Source organism: Haliea sp. E17 (assembly GCF_048323675.1).
Taxonomy (GTDB): Bacteria; Pseudomonadota; Gammaproteobacteria; order Pseudomonadales; family Halieaceae; genus Mangrovimicrobium.
Genome location: NZ_JBLWFK010000004.1, coordinates 198,177 through 213,877 on the forward strand (window position 1 = coordinate 198,177; position 15,701 = coordinate 213,877).

Genomic DNA, 15,701 nt, shown 5'->3' on the forward strand with positions numbered 1-15,701 from the left:
CATGGCAATCAGTTCCAATCCCGGAAGTGATACGGGCTCAACCACCCTGCGCGTCTGGCAGCTGGCCTGGCCGACGATAGTTTCCAACCTGCTGTTAACAACGGTCCAGTTCGCCCATATCAAAATCGTATCCGACCTCGGCAGTAGTTCGGTAGCGGCGGTCACTACCGGGCACCGGGTCTTTTTCCTGCTTCAGGCAATGATGATGGGGTTGTCGGTTGCCGCTACAGCGCTGATCTCCCGCCACTGGGGAGCGGGCAACAAGCTGATCGCGGAAAGGGCTCACTGGGCCTCAATGGCGCTATGTTTACTTCTTTCCGCCGTAACAACCATTCCGCTGCTCCTGTTTCCCAGCCAGGTCGCGGGTCTTTTCGGGCTGGATGCGCACACAACCCAGGAAACCGCACGATTCATATTCTGGTACGGCCTGTTCAGTGTTTTTATCTCGATCAACCTCATGCTCTCAACCGCGTTGCGGGCAACCGGGGACGTGGTAACACCACTCTGGTTCCTGTTTGCCAGCGTCATGTTGAATGTGCTGCTTGCCTACTCATTCACCTACGGAGCGCTCGGACTTCCCGCATTGGGCGTCGCCGGCACGGCGATGGGCGGCGGGCTCGCCGCGGCGATACCCGCCTGCATTTTCGTACTGAGCTGGTGGCGGGGTAATTTCAAGCTCGGCGCGGTAAAGCGCTGGGCCATCGACCGCACCCAGGTGCGCCAGTTGGTCCAGATTGGCACCCCATCGGTTCTGGAGCAGGGTTTTATACAGATTGCCATGCTCGGCTTTTTCCTGTTCCTGGGGCATTACGGCACAGCCGCCTACGCGGCCTACGGCATTGGCATCAGTATCGTATCCTTCTCGCTGGTGGTCGCCTTCAGCTTCGGGCTCGCTACCGCTACCCTGGTGGGCCAGCACCTCGGTGCACAACGTCCGGATCTCGCCAGGACCACCGGCTGGCGTGGACTGGCCATGGCGGTCACCACCATGTGCGTGCTTTCTGTGCCGATTGCAATCTATGCGCAAGATCTCGCGCGTTTCATGATTCCAGACGAGGAAACCGTACAGCTGACCAAGGTTTTCATCTACTTCATTGCGCTTTCCCAGCCGATCATGGCGATCGAGATCACCCTCGGCAGCGCGCTGCGTGGCGCCGGGGATACCCGCTTCCCCCTCATCTCGACGGTCATCGGCATGGTCGCGGGGCGCATCATACCCGCGGCAATTTTTGTCAGCCTGGGGATGTCCGTCTACTGGATGTTCGCGGTCACCCTGTTCGACTACGGCATCAAGGCTGTACTGATGTTACTGCGCTACAGCCGGGGACACTGGCAACACGTCAGGATCGGCAGCTAGCGGTAGGTTACCAGCTGTTCTCCCGCGTCACTTCCCGCGACACGCAGGAAGGAGCAGTCGTTGTAACTCGCGAGGGAAACACGACCACCGGAAAACACCAGTTGGCTAATCGCACAGTTGAACATCGGCTCATAGAACTTATAGGTAGCGATGCCCTCCATTCCCAGAACCTGGGAAACGATGGTCGCGATGGTGCCACCGGAGGTGAACAGGGCAACCTGCTTGCCAGAGCCTTCGTTATCCATGAGCTCCGCCATCGCAGTGCGCACACTACCCCGGTAGTCATCCCAGCTCTGGATGCCGAATTCACTGCAATCATTCCTTACCCAATAGTCAAAAACCGCGGCGAGTACTTTCTGGTAGGGTTTGCTTTCGTTGTGTGAGCGCGACAGCAGCTCCGCCAACTGCGGGTCATTCCCGGCCAGGAAGGGTGCGAGATGTTCAAACTGCTCGTCGTTACGAATCTCGTCGAATCTCGGGTCAACGATGGCTTCAACCTGCCGCGGTTGCGCAGCAAGTGCCAGACTCGCCGTATCCTTTTGCCGTTTCAGGCTGCCGGTATAGACCGCGTCCAGCGTTACACCACTCCGATACAGATACTCCCCGGTGCGCTGCGCCTGTACCCGCCCGAGCTCCGACAGGCGATCGTAATCATCAGTGCCGAAGGAGGCCTGGCCATGCCTGATCAGGTATAAAGTAGACATCAGTCAGCAAACCCCCGATCGAAACGCAGTTTCCTGCGGTAGGGAAAGAAGCTCTCGATATAGCCGCTGCGTACCTGGTCTTGCAGGCCGTTCCAGAATGAAGCCTCGTAGATGTCGCTGTGCATACTGTCAAATACCTTTCTTGCCCGCTGGTTTCCCGAGAAAAACAGGCGGAACTCCTCGGGGAAAATATCGTTCGGCCCCACCGAGTACCATGGCGTGCTCGCCAGCTCTTCTGCCTCTGTTCGCGGGCTGGGAATGACCCGGAAATTACACTCGGTAAGGGGCTGGATTTCATCGTAATCATAGAAAACGACGCGACCGTGACGGGTGACGCCGAAGTTCTTGAGCAGCATATCACCGGGGAAAATATTGGCGGCGGCGAGCTGCTTGATGGCATTGCCATATTCGTCCATCACTTCGCTGACCTGTTCGTCCGTGGCATCCTGCAGGTACAGGTTAAGGGGCGTCATCCTTCGTTCGACATAGACATGGCGGATTATCAGTGCCTTGCCATGTTCCTCGATCATCGAGGGTGCGACCTTGTGCAACTCCGCCATCAACTCGTCGGAGAAACGCTCCCGGGCGAACGCCAGGTTGGTAAATTCCTGGGTGTCGGCCATGCGCCCCGCCCGGTCCCAGCGCTTCACCAGCCGGTATTTCTCCTTCACCTGTTCCCTGGTCATTTCCTTGGGCGGGGTGAATCGATCCTTGATGATTTTGAACACGAAATCATAGGAAGGCAGCGTAAACACGCTCATCACCATCCCCTTGATACCCGGCGCAACAATGAACTTGTCGGTGGTGCTCGTCATGTGCCGGTAGGCACAGCGGTAATAATAGGTCTTGCCGTGCTTGTTGTGACCCATTGCGCTGTAGATTTCCGAAATGGGCTTTGCCGGCATCAGTTGCTGCAGAAAGAGTACGTACTGGGAGGGAATCGCCGCGTTCACAAAAAAGTAAGAGCGCGTAAAACTGAAAATAACACTCAGCTTGTCTGATCCGAACAGGATCGTATCGACGAATACCCCGCCCTCGTCATTATGCAGAATCGGCAGTACGAAGGGCATGGTCCTGGCACCACTGACGATACGGCCAACCACATAGGCGCTCTTGTTGCGAAAGAAATGCTGGTGCAGTACCTGGAACTGGAGACTGTCACTACCCAGGTCCAGTTTGCCGCCCAGGTAGGAGTTGATGGCCTCGACGATATGGCGAACATCCCGTTCGCGATCCTCGAAGGGGATGTCGAAGCTGTAGTCGTCCAGTATCTCGCCCACCACCTGTCCCAGCGAACTGCCGCCACGGTAAGTATGGTAAACCCGGCTCACGTCGGCAGGCGGCATGTCCCCCTGCGGCGAAAATACAAAGGCATACTCGTCGCGAATCTTGTGGTGATCAAAAACCGTGCAGAACACCGAATTGTAGAAGGTCTCGGCAATCTCGAAATTATCGTGGCCTTCGATCAGGCGTGAATAAATGACCTTGGATTCTCGCCAGAAGTCGAAGTCGCGAAGGCATGCCCCGGCGATCAACTCGACATACTCGAAAATCTCGTTGGTCTTTTCCTTGTAGAGGTCGATCCGCTGCCGGGAAGCCGCCTGCATAGCGAGCCAGTCGGCGTTTTCAAAGCGGGTGCGCGCCGCCAGTGTGATGTTCTGGAATTCGGCGAAATAGGCCTCAAAGCCATTCAGTATGGTGCGCGCGAAGCGTTCCTGGCGATGCAATGTCTCACCTTAGTGAAAGTCCTTGCCGAAGCCGACTTTGCGGCGCAGTTTGCGCATGCCGCCCAACCAGCGGTCGTAGTCCCTGGCTTTCGCCTGGCGATAGCTTTCCACCTCAGGGTGGGGAAGTATCAGGAAGCGTTCCTCAGCAAGCCCAGCTACTGCCGCACTGGCGACATCGGCTGCGGAGAGGACCCCGTCGACGCTCGCTGCCTCCCCCGCGCCAGCACGCGCGCCGCCGCCCAGGTTTTCCACCATACCGGTGGCCACAGCCTGGGGACAGAGCACCGATACCTTGATACCGTCATCGCCGTGGGTTATCGCCAAGGCCTCGGCAAAACCGATTGCTGCGTGCTTGGTGGTTGAATAGGCCGCATCGCCAATCTGGTTGAGCAGGCCCGCCGCAGACGCCGTATTCAGGAAATAACCCTCACCGCGGGCAAGCATTCCCGGCAGGCAAGCGCGGGCGGCGTGCACATGCGCCATGACATGAATCTCCCACATCGCCTGCCAGGTAGAATCCGGGGCAGACGTCGCCCACCAGGGCTCGCCGTCCAGGGAGAGAATACCGGCATTGCTGCAGAAAAGGTCGACGCGGCCATAACGTGCCTCTACCTGTTCGACGAATGAGCGAATGGCGTCACCATCGCGCACATCGAGGGCAAAAGCGTCGCCGCAAACCGTGTCCGCGACTTTGCTCGCGCCGCCGTGATCGAGATCGGTAACGACGATCTTTTCCGGACCTTCCTCGGCAAAGCGCTCACACAGGGCCCTGCCGATACCGCTTGCGCCACCGGTTACCACGATCACCTTACTGGCCAGGTTCACTACAGCAGTTCCCCGGCAAGAAACTCCAGCACGGAAGGCGCCTGCATGCCCAGCAGCATGGTACTGATCTCACCGCGGGCCGCTGCGGCTTTCCAGTCAGCCAGCTTTTCGCGGATTCGCTCGCGGGGTCCGACCAGGCCAATGGCGTCGACAAATTCATCGGGTACGGCGGCAATCGCCTCGGCGTGTTTGCCGGCCAGGTACAGGTCCTGAATTTCCTCCGCGGCATCGGCAAAACCGAGGCGCGCAGTGTAATCGTGGTAGAAGTTTTTGCCCTTGGCGCCCATGCCGCCGATGTACAACGCCAGGCCCGGGCGCAGTGCGTCATAACCGGCACGGACATCGTCATTCATCGCCACAAACACAAACGGGGCAACGTCGAAATTGGCGAGCGACTTGCCGTTACCGGCCGCCGCAAAGCCCTTCTCCAGGTGTTCGCCAATCACCCCGTACTGGTTCGGATCCATCCACACAGGGAAGACCCCGTCGGCCAATTCACCCGCACAGCGCAGGCCCGCGGGGGTTATGGAGGCGGTGTAGATGGGAATATCCGGGCTGGGATCGAGAATGGACTTCAGCGGTTTGCCGAGGCCGGTAGTACCGGGTCCCTTGTTGGGCACCTGGTAGACCTCGCCCTGGAAATCCAGGGGCCCCTGGCGGGCCATGATCTGGCGCATGATCTCGATATACTCGCGGGTGCGGGTGACCGGCTTGCCGTAGGGAATCCCGTGCCAGCCCTCGACAACCTGGGGCCCGGAAGCGCCTATACCGGCGATAAAACGGCCACCGGATAGCTGGTCAAGGGACATCGCGGTCATCGCGGCGAGCGCCGGGGTGCGCGACGGCATCTGCATGATCGAGGTACCGACGCGAATTTTGTCGGTGTGCGCGAGGATCCAGGTAGCACTGGTCACGGCATCATTGCCATAGGATTCGGCGGTCCACACCGAGTCGTAACCGAGGGCTTCCGCCTGCTTGATCAGGTCAAGGGGAATTTCTATACGTTTGCCGGAGTAACCCAGCAACAGGCCCAGTTTCATACGCCGCCTCCACAAGTAGTGTTCACCCCGGGAAAGGACTGTAGTCTAGTCCATGGGGAGAAGCCAAAGTACCGGCTTGGGGAACAGCACTCAATGGTTGGAGCGGCCAAAAATATTGACCGCAACGTACGCCGGGGATGGTTTCAGTACAGCAGGCTGTAGAGTTTGCGCTGGTACTCTGCCGCCAATGGATCGCCCTTGCCCAGGCTGGCAATGGTATCCAGCAGGACCTTCCTGGTGGCGCCATCGGCGTGATTGACGTCCTTGCGCAGGATGCTGACCAGGTTTTCCAGGGCATCGCGGAACATGCCAGCATTGGTGTACTGCACCGCCAGTTGCTGGCGGATATCCAGGTTCTCCGGATCGGTTGCAAGCTGTTGTTCCAGCGCCTCGATCTCCGGGGATTTTGCCGCCTGCCGCTTGATCTCAAGCAGGGCGCGCAGTTGCTCGTAACTGGCGTCCTGGTCCGCCATGCGCACGCCATCCAGCAGCACCTGTGCCTCGTCCAGGCGCAGGCACTCGATCAGTGCGCGCACATACAGGAAGGTCACCTCCAACTGCTCCCCGGAGTCCTCCCGGGCCTGGCGCAGCGGCGCGAGCGCGGCGTTGAAATCGCCTGCGGCCATCAGTTCCTGCGCCTGTTCGATCAGGGCATCCCAGGGTTTCGGCAGGTACTTGCCAAGCATCTCGCGAATCGCGGTTTCCGGCTGGGCTCCGGCGAAACCGTCCACCGGCTGGCCGTCTTTCATCACGAAAACCGTAGGCAGGCTGCGCACCCCGAACTGCTGGGCAATCATGCCCATTTCGTCGGCGTTGACCTTGGCGAGGACGAAGGCACCCTGGTATTCGTTGGCGATTTTTTCCAGCAGCGGCATCAGCGTCTTGCAGGGCTGGCACCAGTCGGCCCAGAAGTCCACGACGACCGGACGGTTGTGGGACTCGTCGATCAGCACCGCCGCGGCGTTGGATTCATTGATGTTGACGATGTAGTCGCTCAATGTCATTTCCTCAAACATTTCTCGATGGCAGGCATACCGCGGCGACACTCGCGCGGCGCACGCTGCTGCCAATTGCTTCGTACTGATTCAACCCGCCCCACTGGGGCGGCACACCTGCCTTACAGGCCCAGTACGTCCCGCATGTCGTACAGTTTCGCTTCGCGGCCAGCCAGCCAGCCGGCCGCGCGCACGGCGCCGCGGGCGAAGGACATCCGGCTGGACGCCTTGTGGGTGATTTCGACCCGCTCACCATCCGCGGCAAACATCACCGTGTGATCACCGACGATATCGCCGGCCCGCACGGTGGCGAAGCCGATGGTTTCGCGTTCGCGGGCGCCGGTCTGGCCCTGGCGGCCATAGACTGCAACCTTGTCGAGGTCACGGCCCAACGTATCGGCAACCACCTGCCCCATACTGAGCGCAGTACCGGAGGGCGCATCGATCTTGTGCCGGTGATGGGCCTCGTAGACCTCGATGTCCACGTCATCACCCAGCACCCGCGCCGCGACCTCCAGCAGCTTGAAGCAGAGGTTTACGCCGGTGCTGAAATTGGACGCCTTGCAGACCGGTACACGCTGCGCCGCAGCATCGATTTCAGCCTGCTGATCACTGCTAAAGCCGGTAGTACCGATAACCACCGCCACCCCGTGCTGCGCACAGAGTTTCACGTTCGCGAGCGTTGCCTCGGGCACGGTGAAGTCGATCAATACGTCGATATCGGCGACCACTTCAGCGAGGTCCCCGGCCACGCTGACGCCGTTGCGGCCAATGCCGGCCAGCTCACCCGCGTCGGCACCGATCAGGCTGCTACCGGGTCGTTCGATGGCGGCCGCCAACTGCAGCGGGGCACCGGCGGCGTTCACAGCCTCGATGAGTGTGCGCCCCATGCGCCCGGCGGCGCCGGTAATACCGATACGTGTGGTCATGATGTCATGTCTTCAAAAAAATTCTTCACGCCCTCGAACCAGCTCTGCTGGCGCGGGGACTGCCGCTTGCCGTCCTCGCCGAGGGTCTCGCCCAGCTCCACGAGCAGTTCGCGCTGGCGCTTGGTGAGGTTGACTGGAGTTTCCACTACCGCGCGACACAGCAGGTCGCCCACTGCGCCGCCGCGCACCGGCTTGACGCCCTTGCCACGCAGGCGGAACAGTTTACCGGTCTGGGTCTCCGCGGGAATCTTCAGTTTTACCCGTCCGCCGAGGGTGGGGACTTCCATCTCGCCACCCAGTGCCGCGTCGACAAAGGATATCGGCACTTCACAGTAGAGGTGCTTGCCGTCGCGCTCGAAGATCGAGTGCTGCTTGACGGAAATCTGCACGAACAGGTCGCCGGGAGGACCACCCTTCAGGCCCGCTTCGCCTTCCCCGGTAAGCCGGATACGGTCACCGGTATCCACGCCGGGGGGTACTTTCACGGACAGGGTACGGGTTTTTTCCACCCGGCCCTGGCCGTGACAGGAATTGCAGGGATCGGAGATGATCTGGCCCTGGCCGCGACAGGCCGGGCAGGTCTGCTGCACCTGGAACAGGCCCTGCTGCATCCGTACCTGGCCGACGCCGCCACAGGTACCACAGTTCTGCGGCTTGGAGCCCGGCCTGGCGCCAGTGCCGTCGCAGGGTTCACATTCGACAAGGTTGGGGACGCGAATTTCGACCGTGGTGCCATGCACCGCGTCTTCCAGGGTGATGTCCAGGGTATAGCGCAGGTCGGAGCCGCGTTGGGGGCCGCTGCGGGAACGACCGCCGCCGCCAAAGATGTCACCGAAAACGTCGCCGAAGATATCGCTGAAGCTGCCGCCGCCGAAACCGCCGCCACCGCCCATCTGCGGATCGACCCCGGCGTGGCCAAAGCGGTCATAGGCCGCGCGCTTTTCCGGATCCATGAGGACATCGTAGGCCTCGGTGGCTTCCTTGAACTTGTGGTCCGCCTCCGGATCATCCGGGTTGCGGTCCGGGTGGTACTTCATGGCCACCCGGCGGTAAGCTTTCTTGATTTCCTTTTCGTCGGTACCCTTATCGACGCCAAGAATCTCGTAATAGTCGCGTTTTTCCATACTCACCCGGCCCGCCTGCCGCTGTTTAAAACGTAAATTGGGGTCAGAGCCCGAACCAACAAAACCGGGGTCAGAGCCCTTTTTCCCTCAGGGGAAAAAGGGCTCTGACCCCATCGAGGCAGCCTGCTTGCCTTACTTCTTGTCGTCGTCCTTGACTTCCTCGAACTCAGCGTCGACCACGTCATCGGCGGCGTTGCTGCCGCTGCCGCCGGCACCCGCACCGGCGGACGCGCCCTGTGCGCTTTCCGCCTGGGCCGCGTACATCTTCTGCGCGACCGGACCGGTGGCTTCGGTGAGCGCGGTTGCCGCGGCGTCGATGGCATCCTTGTCGTCACCTTTCACCGCCTCCTCAGCCTTCGCAATGGCGGCCTCGATAGCAGCTTTCTCGTCATCGCTGGCGTGTTCCGCACCCTCTTCCAGGGTTTTCTTCGCCGCGTGGACCAGGCCGTCGCAGGTGTTGCGAGCGGTGATCAGTTCCTCGAACTTCTTGTCCGCTTCAGCGTTCGCCTCGGCGTCCGCCACCATTTTCTCGATATCTTCCTCGGACAGGCCGCCAGAGGCGGTGATCCGGATGGACTGTTGCTTGCCGGTGGCCTTGTCCTTCGCCGACACGTTGAGGATGCCGTTGGCGTCGAGGTCAAAGGTGACTTCGATCTGCGGCATGCCGCGCGGGGCCGGCGGGATGTCCGCCAGGTCGAAGCGGCCCAGCGACTTGTTCTGCGCCGCCTGCTTGCGCTCACCCTGCACCACGTGGATGGTCACGGCTGTCTGGTTGTCGTCCGCGGTGGAGAAGACCTGCGATTTCTTGGTCGGAATCGTGGTGTTCTTCTCGATCAGCGGGGTCGCCACACCGCCCATGGTTTCGATACCCAGGGTCAGCGGGGTGACGTCCAGCAGCAGTACATCCTTGACGTCGCCCGACAGTACCGCGCCCTGGATGGAGGCGCCCATGGCCACCGCTTCATCCGGGTTGACGTCCTTGCGCGGTTCCTTGCCGAAGAAGTCCGCGACTTTCTGCTGCACCATCGGCATGCGGGTCTGACCGCCCACCAGGATCACGTCGTTGATCTCGGAGGGTGACAGGCCGGCGTCCTGCAGGGCGATTTTCACCGGTTCCAGCGAACGGTTCACCAGTTCTTCCACCAGCGACTCGAGCTTGGAGCGCGACAGTTTAACCACCAGGTGCTTGGGACCGGTCGCATCCGCCGTGATATACGGCAGGTTCACTTCGGTCTGCTGCGAACTGGACAGTTCGATCTTGGCTTTCTCGGCGGCCTCTTTCAGGCGCTGCAGGGCCAGCGGATCGTTGTGCAGGTCGATACCGGACTCTTTCTTGAACTCCGCGGCGAGGTACTCGATCAGGCGCAGGTCGAAATCCTCACCACCGAGGAAGGTGTCGCCATTGGTGGACAGTACTTCGAACTGGTGCTCGCCGTCCACTTCGGCAATCTCGATGATGGAGATGTCGAAGGTACCGCCACCCAGGTCGTAGACCGCGATGGTGCGGTCGCCCTTGGCCTTGTCCATGCCGTAGGCCAGCGCCGCCGCGGTGGGCTCGTTGATGATGCGCTTGACCTCGAGACCGGCGATCTTGCCCGCGTCCTTGGTGGCCTGGCGCTGGGAGTCGTTGAAGTAGGCCGGCACGGTGATAACCGCTTCGGTTACCGGCTCACCGAGGAACTCCTCGGCGGTTTTCTTCATCTTGCGCAGTACTTCCGCGGAAACCTGCGGCGGCGCCATTTTCTGGCCCTTGGCTTCCACCCAGGCGTCGCCGTTGTCCGCCTCGGTGATCTTGTAGGGGACCATGCTGATGTCTTTCTGCACCACGTCGTCCTTGAAGCGGCGGCCGATCAGGCGCTTCACGGCGAACAGGGTGTTTTGCGGGTTGGTCACGGCCTGGCGCTTGGCGCTCTGGCCGACCAGGATTTCACCGTCCTCGGTGTACGCGACGACCGACGGGGTGGTGCGGTCGCCCTCGGAGTTCTCGATAACCCGCGGCTTGCCGCCCTCCAGCACTGACACGCAGGAGTTGGTGGTACCGAGGTCAATTCCGATAATCTTGCCCATGTTTGTCTCTCCAGTCTTGGTGGGCGCTCCGTGGCGCCCGCTGCAATTTCGTTGTTCTCTATCTGGGGGTCTTTCGCGGTGATTCAACCCCCGGAAAGTGGGGTCAGGGCCGGTTTTTTACACTGATCGCACCCGGTTTTACCCGGCTGCCGGTCAAAACGCCCCCACCCTGGCCGGTTACTTGCTGACCATCACCATGGCCGGGCGGATCAGGCGGCCGTTCAGGGTGTAGCCCTTCTGCATGACGGCGATAACAGTGTTCGGCTCGACTTCCCGGTTTTCCACCATGCTCATGGCCTGGTGCAGGTTCGGGTCGAAGGGCTCGCCCTGGGGGTCGAGCTGCGCCACGCTGTGCTTCTCCAGTGCGCTGATCAGGCTTTTCAGGGTCAGCTCGACCCCCTCGGCGATCGGCCTGACGGCCTCTTCACCGCCGGCGGCCGCTTCCAGCGCCCGTTCGAGGTTGTCTACCACCGGCAACAGCTCGCTGGCGAAGCGCTCGAGGGCGAACTTGCGGGCTTTCTCCACGTCCAGCTCGGCGCGGCGCTGGATATTCTGTGCGTCGGCCTGGGCACGCAGGGCCGCATCGCGGGCTGCGGCGAGGTCGGCCTGCAGGGTTTCCAGCTCTGATTCCAGGGTATCCTCCTCAACGACTTCCTCGTTGGCGATATCCCGGGCATTTACTTCCGCTTCGGGCGAAGCTGGCGACTGTTCGCCCCCGTCCATGGTACCGGTTCCAGATTTCTGAGAGTCTTGCTCGGCCACGCGTTTTCTCCGTTATGGCTTGCGATTGGTGTCGTTCGCCGGATATGGGGCCGGCTCGGGGAATTTCAAGGCTGGAATTGGAGGCCGATCCTGAGCGGATGGCGGGTCCCGGGACGCGCCTGCGGGGATCAGCGGGTGAGTGCGGAGCTCAACATCCGGGCGGTGATATCGACGATGGGAATCACCCGCTCGTAGGCCATCCGGGTCGGTCCGATAACCCCCAGTACCCCGAGGGTACGGGCGCCGTCGGTGTAGGGGGCAGTGATCACCGAATAGTCGCCAAACACTTCGTAGCCGGCCTCGTCACCAATATACACCTGTACCCCCTGTGCCTGGGAGCAGCGCTCCAGCAGGTGGAGCAAATCCTTTTTGCGCTCGAAGGCGTCGAACAGCTCCCGCAACTTGAACATTTCATCCGCCGTGGCACCGCCCAGCAGGCGCGATTCTCCCGCCACGACGCAATCCTCGCTGCCCTCATCCTGGTCCAGCGCCTTGCTGGCAAGGTCCAGGGTCGCCTGCATGTAGCTGTCGATCTGGCTGCGGGCCTCCTGCATTTCCCGCAGCAGGTGCTCCTGGACCTGCTGCAGGGGGCGCCCGGCGAAACGCTGGTTGACCATGCTGGCGGCGGCGTTGAGCTCCTCTTCGGTAAAGGGCCGCTGGGTGTGGATGATGCGGTTCTGCACTTCGCGCTCATTCACTACGAGGATGACCAGCACCCGGTCCCCGGACAGGGGCAGGAACTCCACCTGCCGGAGCTGCCCCGGCTCTTTGCGCGGCACGGTTATCAGGCCGGCCTGGGCGGTAATATTGGACAGCAGTGACGAGGCGCTCTGGACCAGTTCGCCGGTGGACTTGTCGGGATTGAGGCCGTGGCGCAGGAACTGCACGGCCTCCTGTTCCAGCGGCTGTACCTGCAGCAGGCAATCGACGAAGAAGCGGTAGCCCTGGGCGGTGGGGATGCGCCCGGCGGAGGTGTGCGGCGAGGCGAGGAAGCCGCGCTCCTCGAGGTCGGACATGACGTTGCGGATGGTGGCCGCGCTGACGGCCAGCCCGGAGGCCTGCATCAGCGTCTTGGAGCCCACGGGCTGGCCGTCGCTGATGTGTTTCTGGATCAGGGTCTTCAGGAGTACCTTGGCCCTGTCGGAAATAACGTCGCTGGTCATGGTGTCCGTAATCAGGTTGTCCATGTGTTTGTATCATAGTGGGGGCGGATCGCCAAACTCACAAGTTCCCATGCAATGGCCCAGCCTGAATCTTGTGCCACAGGTAGAGTGTGAGACGGAACCTGCCTGCTGGAACCGTGTGGCGACAGGGACGTCGCCACCCGAGCCTGCACATGGAAGTGCGCTTTTTGGCGTGTTCCAGCAGGCAGGATCCGTTTCACGCTCGGCGGCTCAACCCACGCACCAGGAAGTCAAACAACGCTACAAATCAGTCCCATCTTCAAGCGCTCCCTCATGGTTACTTCGCTAGCCGGTGGCTTGGCCAGCGATCAGCCAGTATCCCTTCCAATCACCTTACAAATTTCAGGTTCCAGATCCAATCCAGTGGCGTTCGATCTATTTATGCTGCCAGACTTCTGCGGTATAAATGTCGAAACATTCAGGGCGGCGTATGCTCACCCATCTCAGCATCAGCAACTACACCATCGTCCCGGAACTGGACATCGAACTGGCCGGCGGGATGACCGTCATTACCGGCGAAACCGGTGCCGGCAAATCCATCATGCTCGACGCCCTGGGCCTGTGCCTGGGCGACCGGGCGGACCCGAAGGCGGTGCGGCCCGGCTGCGAGCGCGCCGAGATTTCCGCTACCTTTGATATCACCGGTATCCCCGCGGCGCACCAGTGGCTGGCAGGGCGCGATCTCGACAGCGGCGAGGAGTGCCTGCTGCGCCGGGTGGTGACGGCGGAGGGCCGCAGTCGCGCCTATATCAATGGCAGTCCCAGTACGCTGCAGGATTGCGCGGAACTGGGGGCGCTGCTGATCGACATTCACAGCCAGCACGCCCACCAGTCGCTGCTGCGGCGCCCGGTGCAGCGGGACCTGCTGGATGAATATGCAGGGCATTCCAGGCTCACCGAGTCTGTCGGGCAACTGGCCAGTGCCTGGCTGCGCGCCCGGCGCGAGCTGGAACTGCTGGCGGGCAGCCGCGAGGAGCACACGGCACGCGCGCAGTTGCTGTCCTACCAGGTCGAGGAGCTGGAGGCGCTGGCGCTGCAGGAAGGGGAGCTGGAAGCGCTGGAGAGCGAGCAGAAGCAGCTGGAGAATGCCGAACAGATTCTCTCCTCCGCCCACGCCGCGGTGGAATTGTGCGAGGAACAGGAAACCGGGACCCGGCGCGCATTGCAGCTGATGGACAGCCGCACCCACGCCGGCGAAGCGGCGAACGGGGCGCGCGAATTGCTCGAGAGTGCTGCCATCCAGCTGTCCGAGGCGAGCCGCGAGATCCAGCATTACCTCGACCGGGTGGAAATCAATCCGGAGCGCCTGAAAGAGGTGGAAGAGCGGCTCGAAGCGATTTACGACGTGGCGCGCAAGCACCGGGTGCTGCCCGAACAGGTGCGGGAGACCCAGCAGCGACTGCAGGAAGAACTGGACTCCCTGACCGGCAGCGCGGAGCGTATCGATACCCTGCAAGCCGACCTCGACCGGCTGGCGGGGGAGTACCAGGCCGAGGCGAAGAAGCTCAGTGCCGGCCGCAAAAAGGCCGCCAAAAGCCTCGCGGTGGAAACGCAGAAGATTCTCGCCTCCCTGGCCATGGCCCACTGCCAGCTGGAGGCCGCCCTGCCCGGCCGGGAGGACGGCAACCCCCACCCCCACGGCAACGAGGACGTGGAGCTGCGGATCAGCACCAACCCGGGCGCAGCGCCGCAGCCGCTGGGCAAGATCGCCTCCGGTGGCGAACTCTCCCGCATCAGCCTCGCCATCCAGGTGGTTGCCGCCAGCGGCAGTACGGTGCCGGCGATGGTCTTCGACGAGGTGGACGTGGGCATTGGCGGCGGTGTGGCGGAAGTGGTCGGCCGACTGCTGCGCGGGCTGGCCGGCAAATCACAGGTGCTGTGCGTCACTCACCTGCCACAGGTCGCGGCACAGGGGCATCACCACCTGCGCGTCAGCAAGCTCAGCAGCGGCAAATCGGTGCAGACACAGCTGGAAACGCTGGACGCGGACAACAAGGTGGAGGAACTGGCGCGTATGCTCGGTGGCCTGAGCATCACCGAACAGACCCGGGCCCATGCCCGCGAGATGCTGGAAAACGCCGAGGCCTGACGCTGCGAGAAACCTGCTTCAGTTGGCTTTTTTACGGACGTAGAGAACCAGCGAGTGGTCCTCGAGCTCGAAGCCGTGCTCGGCGGCAATCCGGTTCTGGCGTTCCTCGATAACCGGGTCGTTGAACTCGATGACTTCGCCGGTATCGAGACAGACCATGTGGTCGTGGTGATCGCCCTTGGCCAGTTCGAACACGGAGTGGCCGGTTTCAAAATGGTGGCGGGTGACAAGACCGGCGGATTCGAACTGGGTGAGTACCCGGTATACCGTCGCCAATCCCACATCTTCCCCGGCGTCGCGCAGTGCGTCGTAGACCTGTTCCGCGCTCATGTGCTGCTCGCTGTGCTCGGTCATCTCCAGGATCTGCAGGATCTTGACCCTGGGGAGCGTAACTTTCAGCCCTGCGCGGCGCAGTTCCTGATTTTCTTCGGACATGGTGAGGGGTTCTCTGTCTTGGCGAGTAGCGGTATGATGCCACCGCTATAAATGAAGTGGAAGTTTTAGCCCATGCGTATTCTTTTGCCGGCCCTGCTCGCCTTCGCTCTCAGCGCCTGCAGTTTTGTCGGTTTTCCCGGTGTTTATCGCATCGACGTCGAACAGGGCAACATCGTCACCCAGGAACAGCTCGACCAGCTCCAGCCGGGGATGAGCCGCCGCCAGGTTCGCTTCCTGCTGGGAACGCCGCTGGTGGAAGACACCTTCAACCCGGATCGCTGGGACTACAGCTACAGCAAGCGCAACGGCCTCGATGTCCTGGCCGACTCCAAACTGACCGTGATTTTCGATGGCGACAGCCTTGTGGATGTGCGCGGAGACGCGGCGCCTGCCGCCTTTCGCGAAGAGGTTCCCGCCGAGAGTGACAGCAGTTTCCCGGAAGACGACCGCACCTGATTAACGC

General features: G+C 61.6%; 14 protein-coding genes. 3 read left to right on the forward strand and 11 right to left on the reverse strand.

The window, feature by feature from the left end; translation table 11 throughout:
- Position 1: 1 nt before the first annotated feature.
- A complete protein-coding gene (locus ACNKU3_RS11365) occupies positions 2 to 1,357 on the forward strand; it encodes an MATE family efflux transporter (RefSeq protein WP_418259586.1) in 1,356 nt (451 codons plus the stop codon).
- Here the strand turns inward: ACNKU3_RS11365 and ACNKU3_RS11370 are convergent.
- The 10 genes from ACNKU3_RS11370 to hrcA all read right to left on the reverse strand — a co-directional run bounded on the left by ACNKU3_RS11370 (position 1,354) and on the right by hrcA (position 12,717).
- Positions 1,354 to 2,061, reverse strand: coding sequence for a histidine phosphatase family protein (locus ACNKU3_RS11370; protein ID WP_418259587.1), 708 nt, complete (start codon positions 2,059 to 2,061; stop codon positions 1,354 to 1,356). The genes ACNKU3_RS11365 and ACNKU3_RS11370 overlap by 4 nt on opposite strands.
- Entirely contained in the window at positions 2,061 to 3,788 is a 1,728-nt protein-coding gene (aceK, locus tag ACNKU3_RS11375; protein WP_418259588.1) for a bifunctional isocitrate dehydrogenase kinase/phosphatase, read from the reverse strand. The genes ACNKU3_RS11370 and aceK overlap by 1 nt, the downstream gene beginning before the upstream one ends.
- 9 nt (positions 3,789 to 3,797) lie before the next feature.
- A complete protein-coding gene (locus ACNKU3_RS11380) occupies positions 3,798 to 4,613 on the reverse strand; it encodes an SDR family oxidoreductase (protein ID WP_418259589.1) in 816 nt (271 codons plus the stop codon).
- Positions 4,613 to 5,653, reverse strand: a complete 1,041-nt coding sequence (locus tag ACNKU3_RS11385) for an LLM class F420-dependent oxidoreductase (protein ID WP_418259590.1) — start codon at positions 5,651 to 5,653, stop codon at positions 4,613 to 4,615. The genes ACNKU3_RS11380 and ACNKU3_RS11385 overlap by 1 nt, the downstream gene beginning before the upstream one ends.
- Positions 5,654 to 5,796: 143 nt before the next feature.
- Positions 5,797 to 6,651, reverse strand: coding sequence for a thioredoxin (trxA, locus tag ACNKU3_RS11390; protein WP_418259591.1), 855 nt, complete (start codon positions 6,649 to 6,651; stop codon positions 5,797 to 5,799).
- Positions 6,652 to 6,770: 119 nt separating this feature from the next.
- Positions 6,771 to 7,577, reverse strand: a complete 807-nt coding sequence (dapB, locus tag ACNKU3_RS11395) for a 4-hydroxy-tetrahydrodipicolinate reductase (protein ID WP_418259592.1) — start codon at positions 7,575 to 7,577, stop codon at positions 6,771 to 6,773.
- Positions 7,574 to 8,701, reverse strand: coding sequence for a molecular chaperone DnaJ (gene dnaJ / locus ACNKU3_RS11400; protein WP_418259994.1), 1,128 nt, complete (start codon positions 8,699 to 8,701; stop codon positions 7,574 to 7,576). Before dnaJ ends, dapB begins: the two co-directional genes overlap by 4 nt.
- Before the next feature lie 132 nt (positions 8,702 to 8,833).
- Entirely contained in the window at positions 8,834 to 10,768 is a 1,935-nt protein-coding gene (gene dnaK, locus ACNKU3_RS11405; RefSeq protein ID WP_418259593.1) for a molecular chaperone DnaK, read from the reverse strand.
- A 177-nt stretch (positions 10,769 to 10,945) separates the two neighbouring features.
- Complete coding sequence (gene grpE, locus ACNKU3_RS11410) at positions 10,946 to 11,491, reverse strand: nucleotide exchange factor GrpE (protein ID WP_418259594.1); 546 nt, start codon at positions 11,489 to 11,491, stop codon at positions 10,946 to 10,948.
- Positions 11,492 to 11,658: 167 nt separating this feature from the next.
- Entirely contained in the window at positions 11,659 to 12,717 is a 1,059-nt protein-coding gene (hrcA, locus tag ACNKU3_RS11415; RefSeq protein ID WP_418259595.1) for a heat-inducible transcriptional repressor HrcA, read from the reverse strand.
- Between the two features lie 427 nt (positions 12,718 to 13,144).
- Here hrcA and recN point away from each other — a divergent pair, with 427 nt between their 5' ends.
- Positions 13,145 to 14,803 carry a DNA repair protein RecN gene (gene recN / locus ACNKU3_RS11420; protein WP_418259596.1) on the forward strand — a complete coding sequence of 553 codons (1,659 nt, stop codon included), beginning with the start codon at positions 13,145 to 13,147 and terminating at the stop codon, positions 14,801 to 14,803.
- 18 nt (positions 14,804 to 14,821) lie between these two features.
- Here recN and fur read toward each other — a convergent pair whose 3' ends face one another.
- Positions 14,822 to 15,238, reverse strand: a complete 417-nt coding sequence (fur, locus tag ACNKU3_RS11425; protein ID WP_418259597.1) for a ferric iron uptake transcriptional regulator — start codon at positions 15,236 to 15,238, stop codon at positions 14,822 to 14,824.
- A gap of 72 nt (positions 15,239 to 15,310) precedes the next feature.
- Here fur and ACNKU3_RS11430 point away from each other — a divergent pair, with 72 nt between their 5' ends.
- Positions 15,311 to 15,694, forward strand: a complete 384-nt coding sequence (locus ACNKU3_RS11430; RefSeq protein WP_418259598.1) for an outer membrane protein assembly factor BamE — start codon at positions 15,311 to 15,313, stop codon at positions 15,692 to 15,694.
- Positions 15,695 to 15,701: the final 7 nt, after the last annotated feature.

Bases quoted from the DNA above. Each gene is read 5' to 3' on its own strand.
- dapB (WP_418259592.1), bottom strand. From the start codon at position 7,577: ATGACCACACGTATCGGTATTACCGGCGCCGCCGGGCGCATGGGGCGC.
- ACNKU3_RS11385 (WP_418259590.1), bottom strand. From the start codon at position 5,653: ATGAAACTGGGCCTGTTGCTGGGTTACTCCGGCAAACGTATAGAAATT.
- ACNKU3_RS11430 (WP_418259598.1), top strand. From the start codon at position 15,311: ATGCGTATTCTTTTGCCGGCCCTGCTCGCCTTCGCTCTCAGCGCCTGC.
- grpE (WP_418259594.1), bottom strand. From the start codon at position 11,491: ATGGACGGGGGCGAACAGTCGCCAGCTTCGCCCGAAGCGGAAGTAAAT.
- ACNKU3_RS11370 (WP_418259587.1), bottom strand. From the start codon at position 2,061: ATGTCTACTTTATACCTGATCAGGCATGGCCAGGCCTCCTTCGGCACT.
- fur (WP_418259597.1), bottom strand. From the start codon at position 15,238: ATGTCCGAAGAAAATCAGGAACTGCGCCGCGCAGGGCTGAAAGTTACG.
- recN (WP_418259596.1), top strand. From the start codon at position 13,145: ATGCTCACCCATCTCAGCATCAGCAACTACACCATCGTCCCGGAACTG.
- ACNKU3_RS11365 (WP_418259586.1), top strand. From the start codon at position 2: ATGGCAATCAGTTCCAATCCCGGAAGTGATACGGGCTCAACCACCCTG.
- dnaJ (WP_418259994.1), bottom strand. From the start codon at position 8,701: ATGGAAAAACGCGACTATTACGAGATTCTTGGCGTCGATAAGGGTACC.
- hrcA (WP_418259595.1), bottom strand. From the start codon at position 12,717: ATGGACAACCTGATTACGGACACCATGACCAGCGACGTTATTTCCGAC.
- dnaK (WP_418259593.1), bottom strand. From the start codon at position 10,768: ATGGGCAAGATTATCGGAATTGACCTCGGTACCACCAACTCCTGCGTG.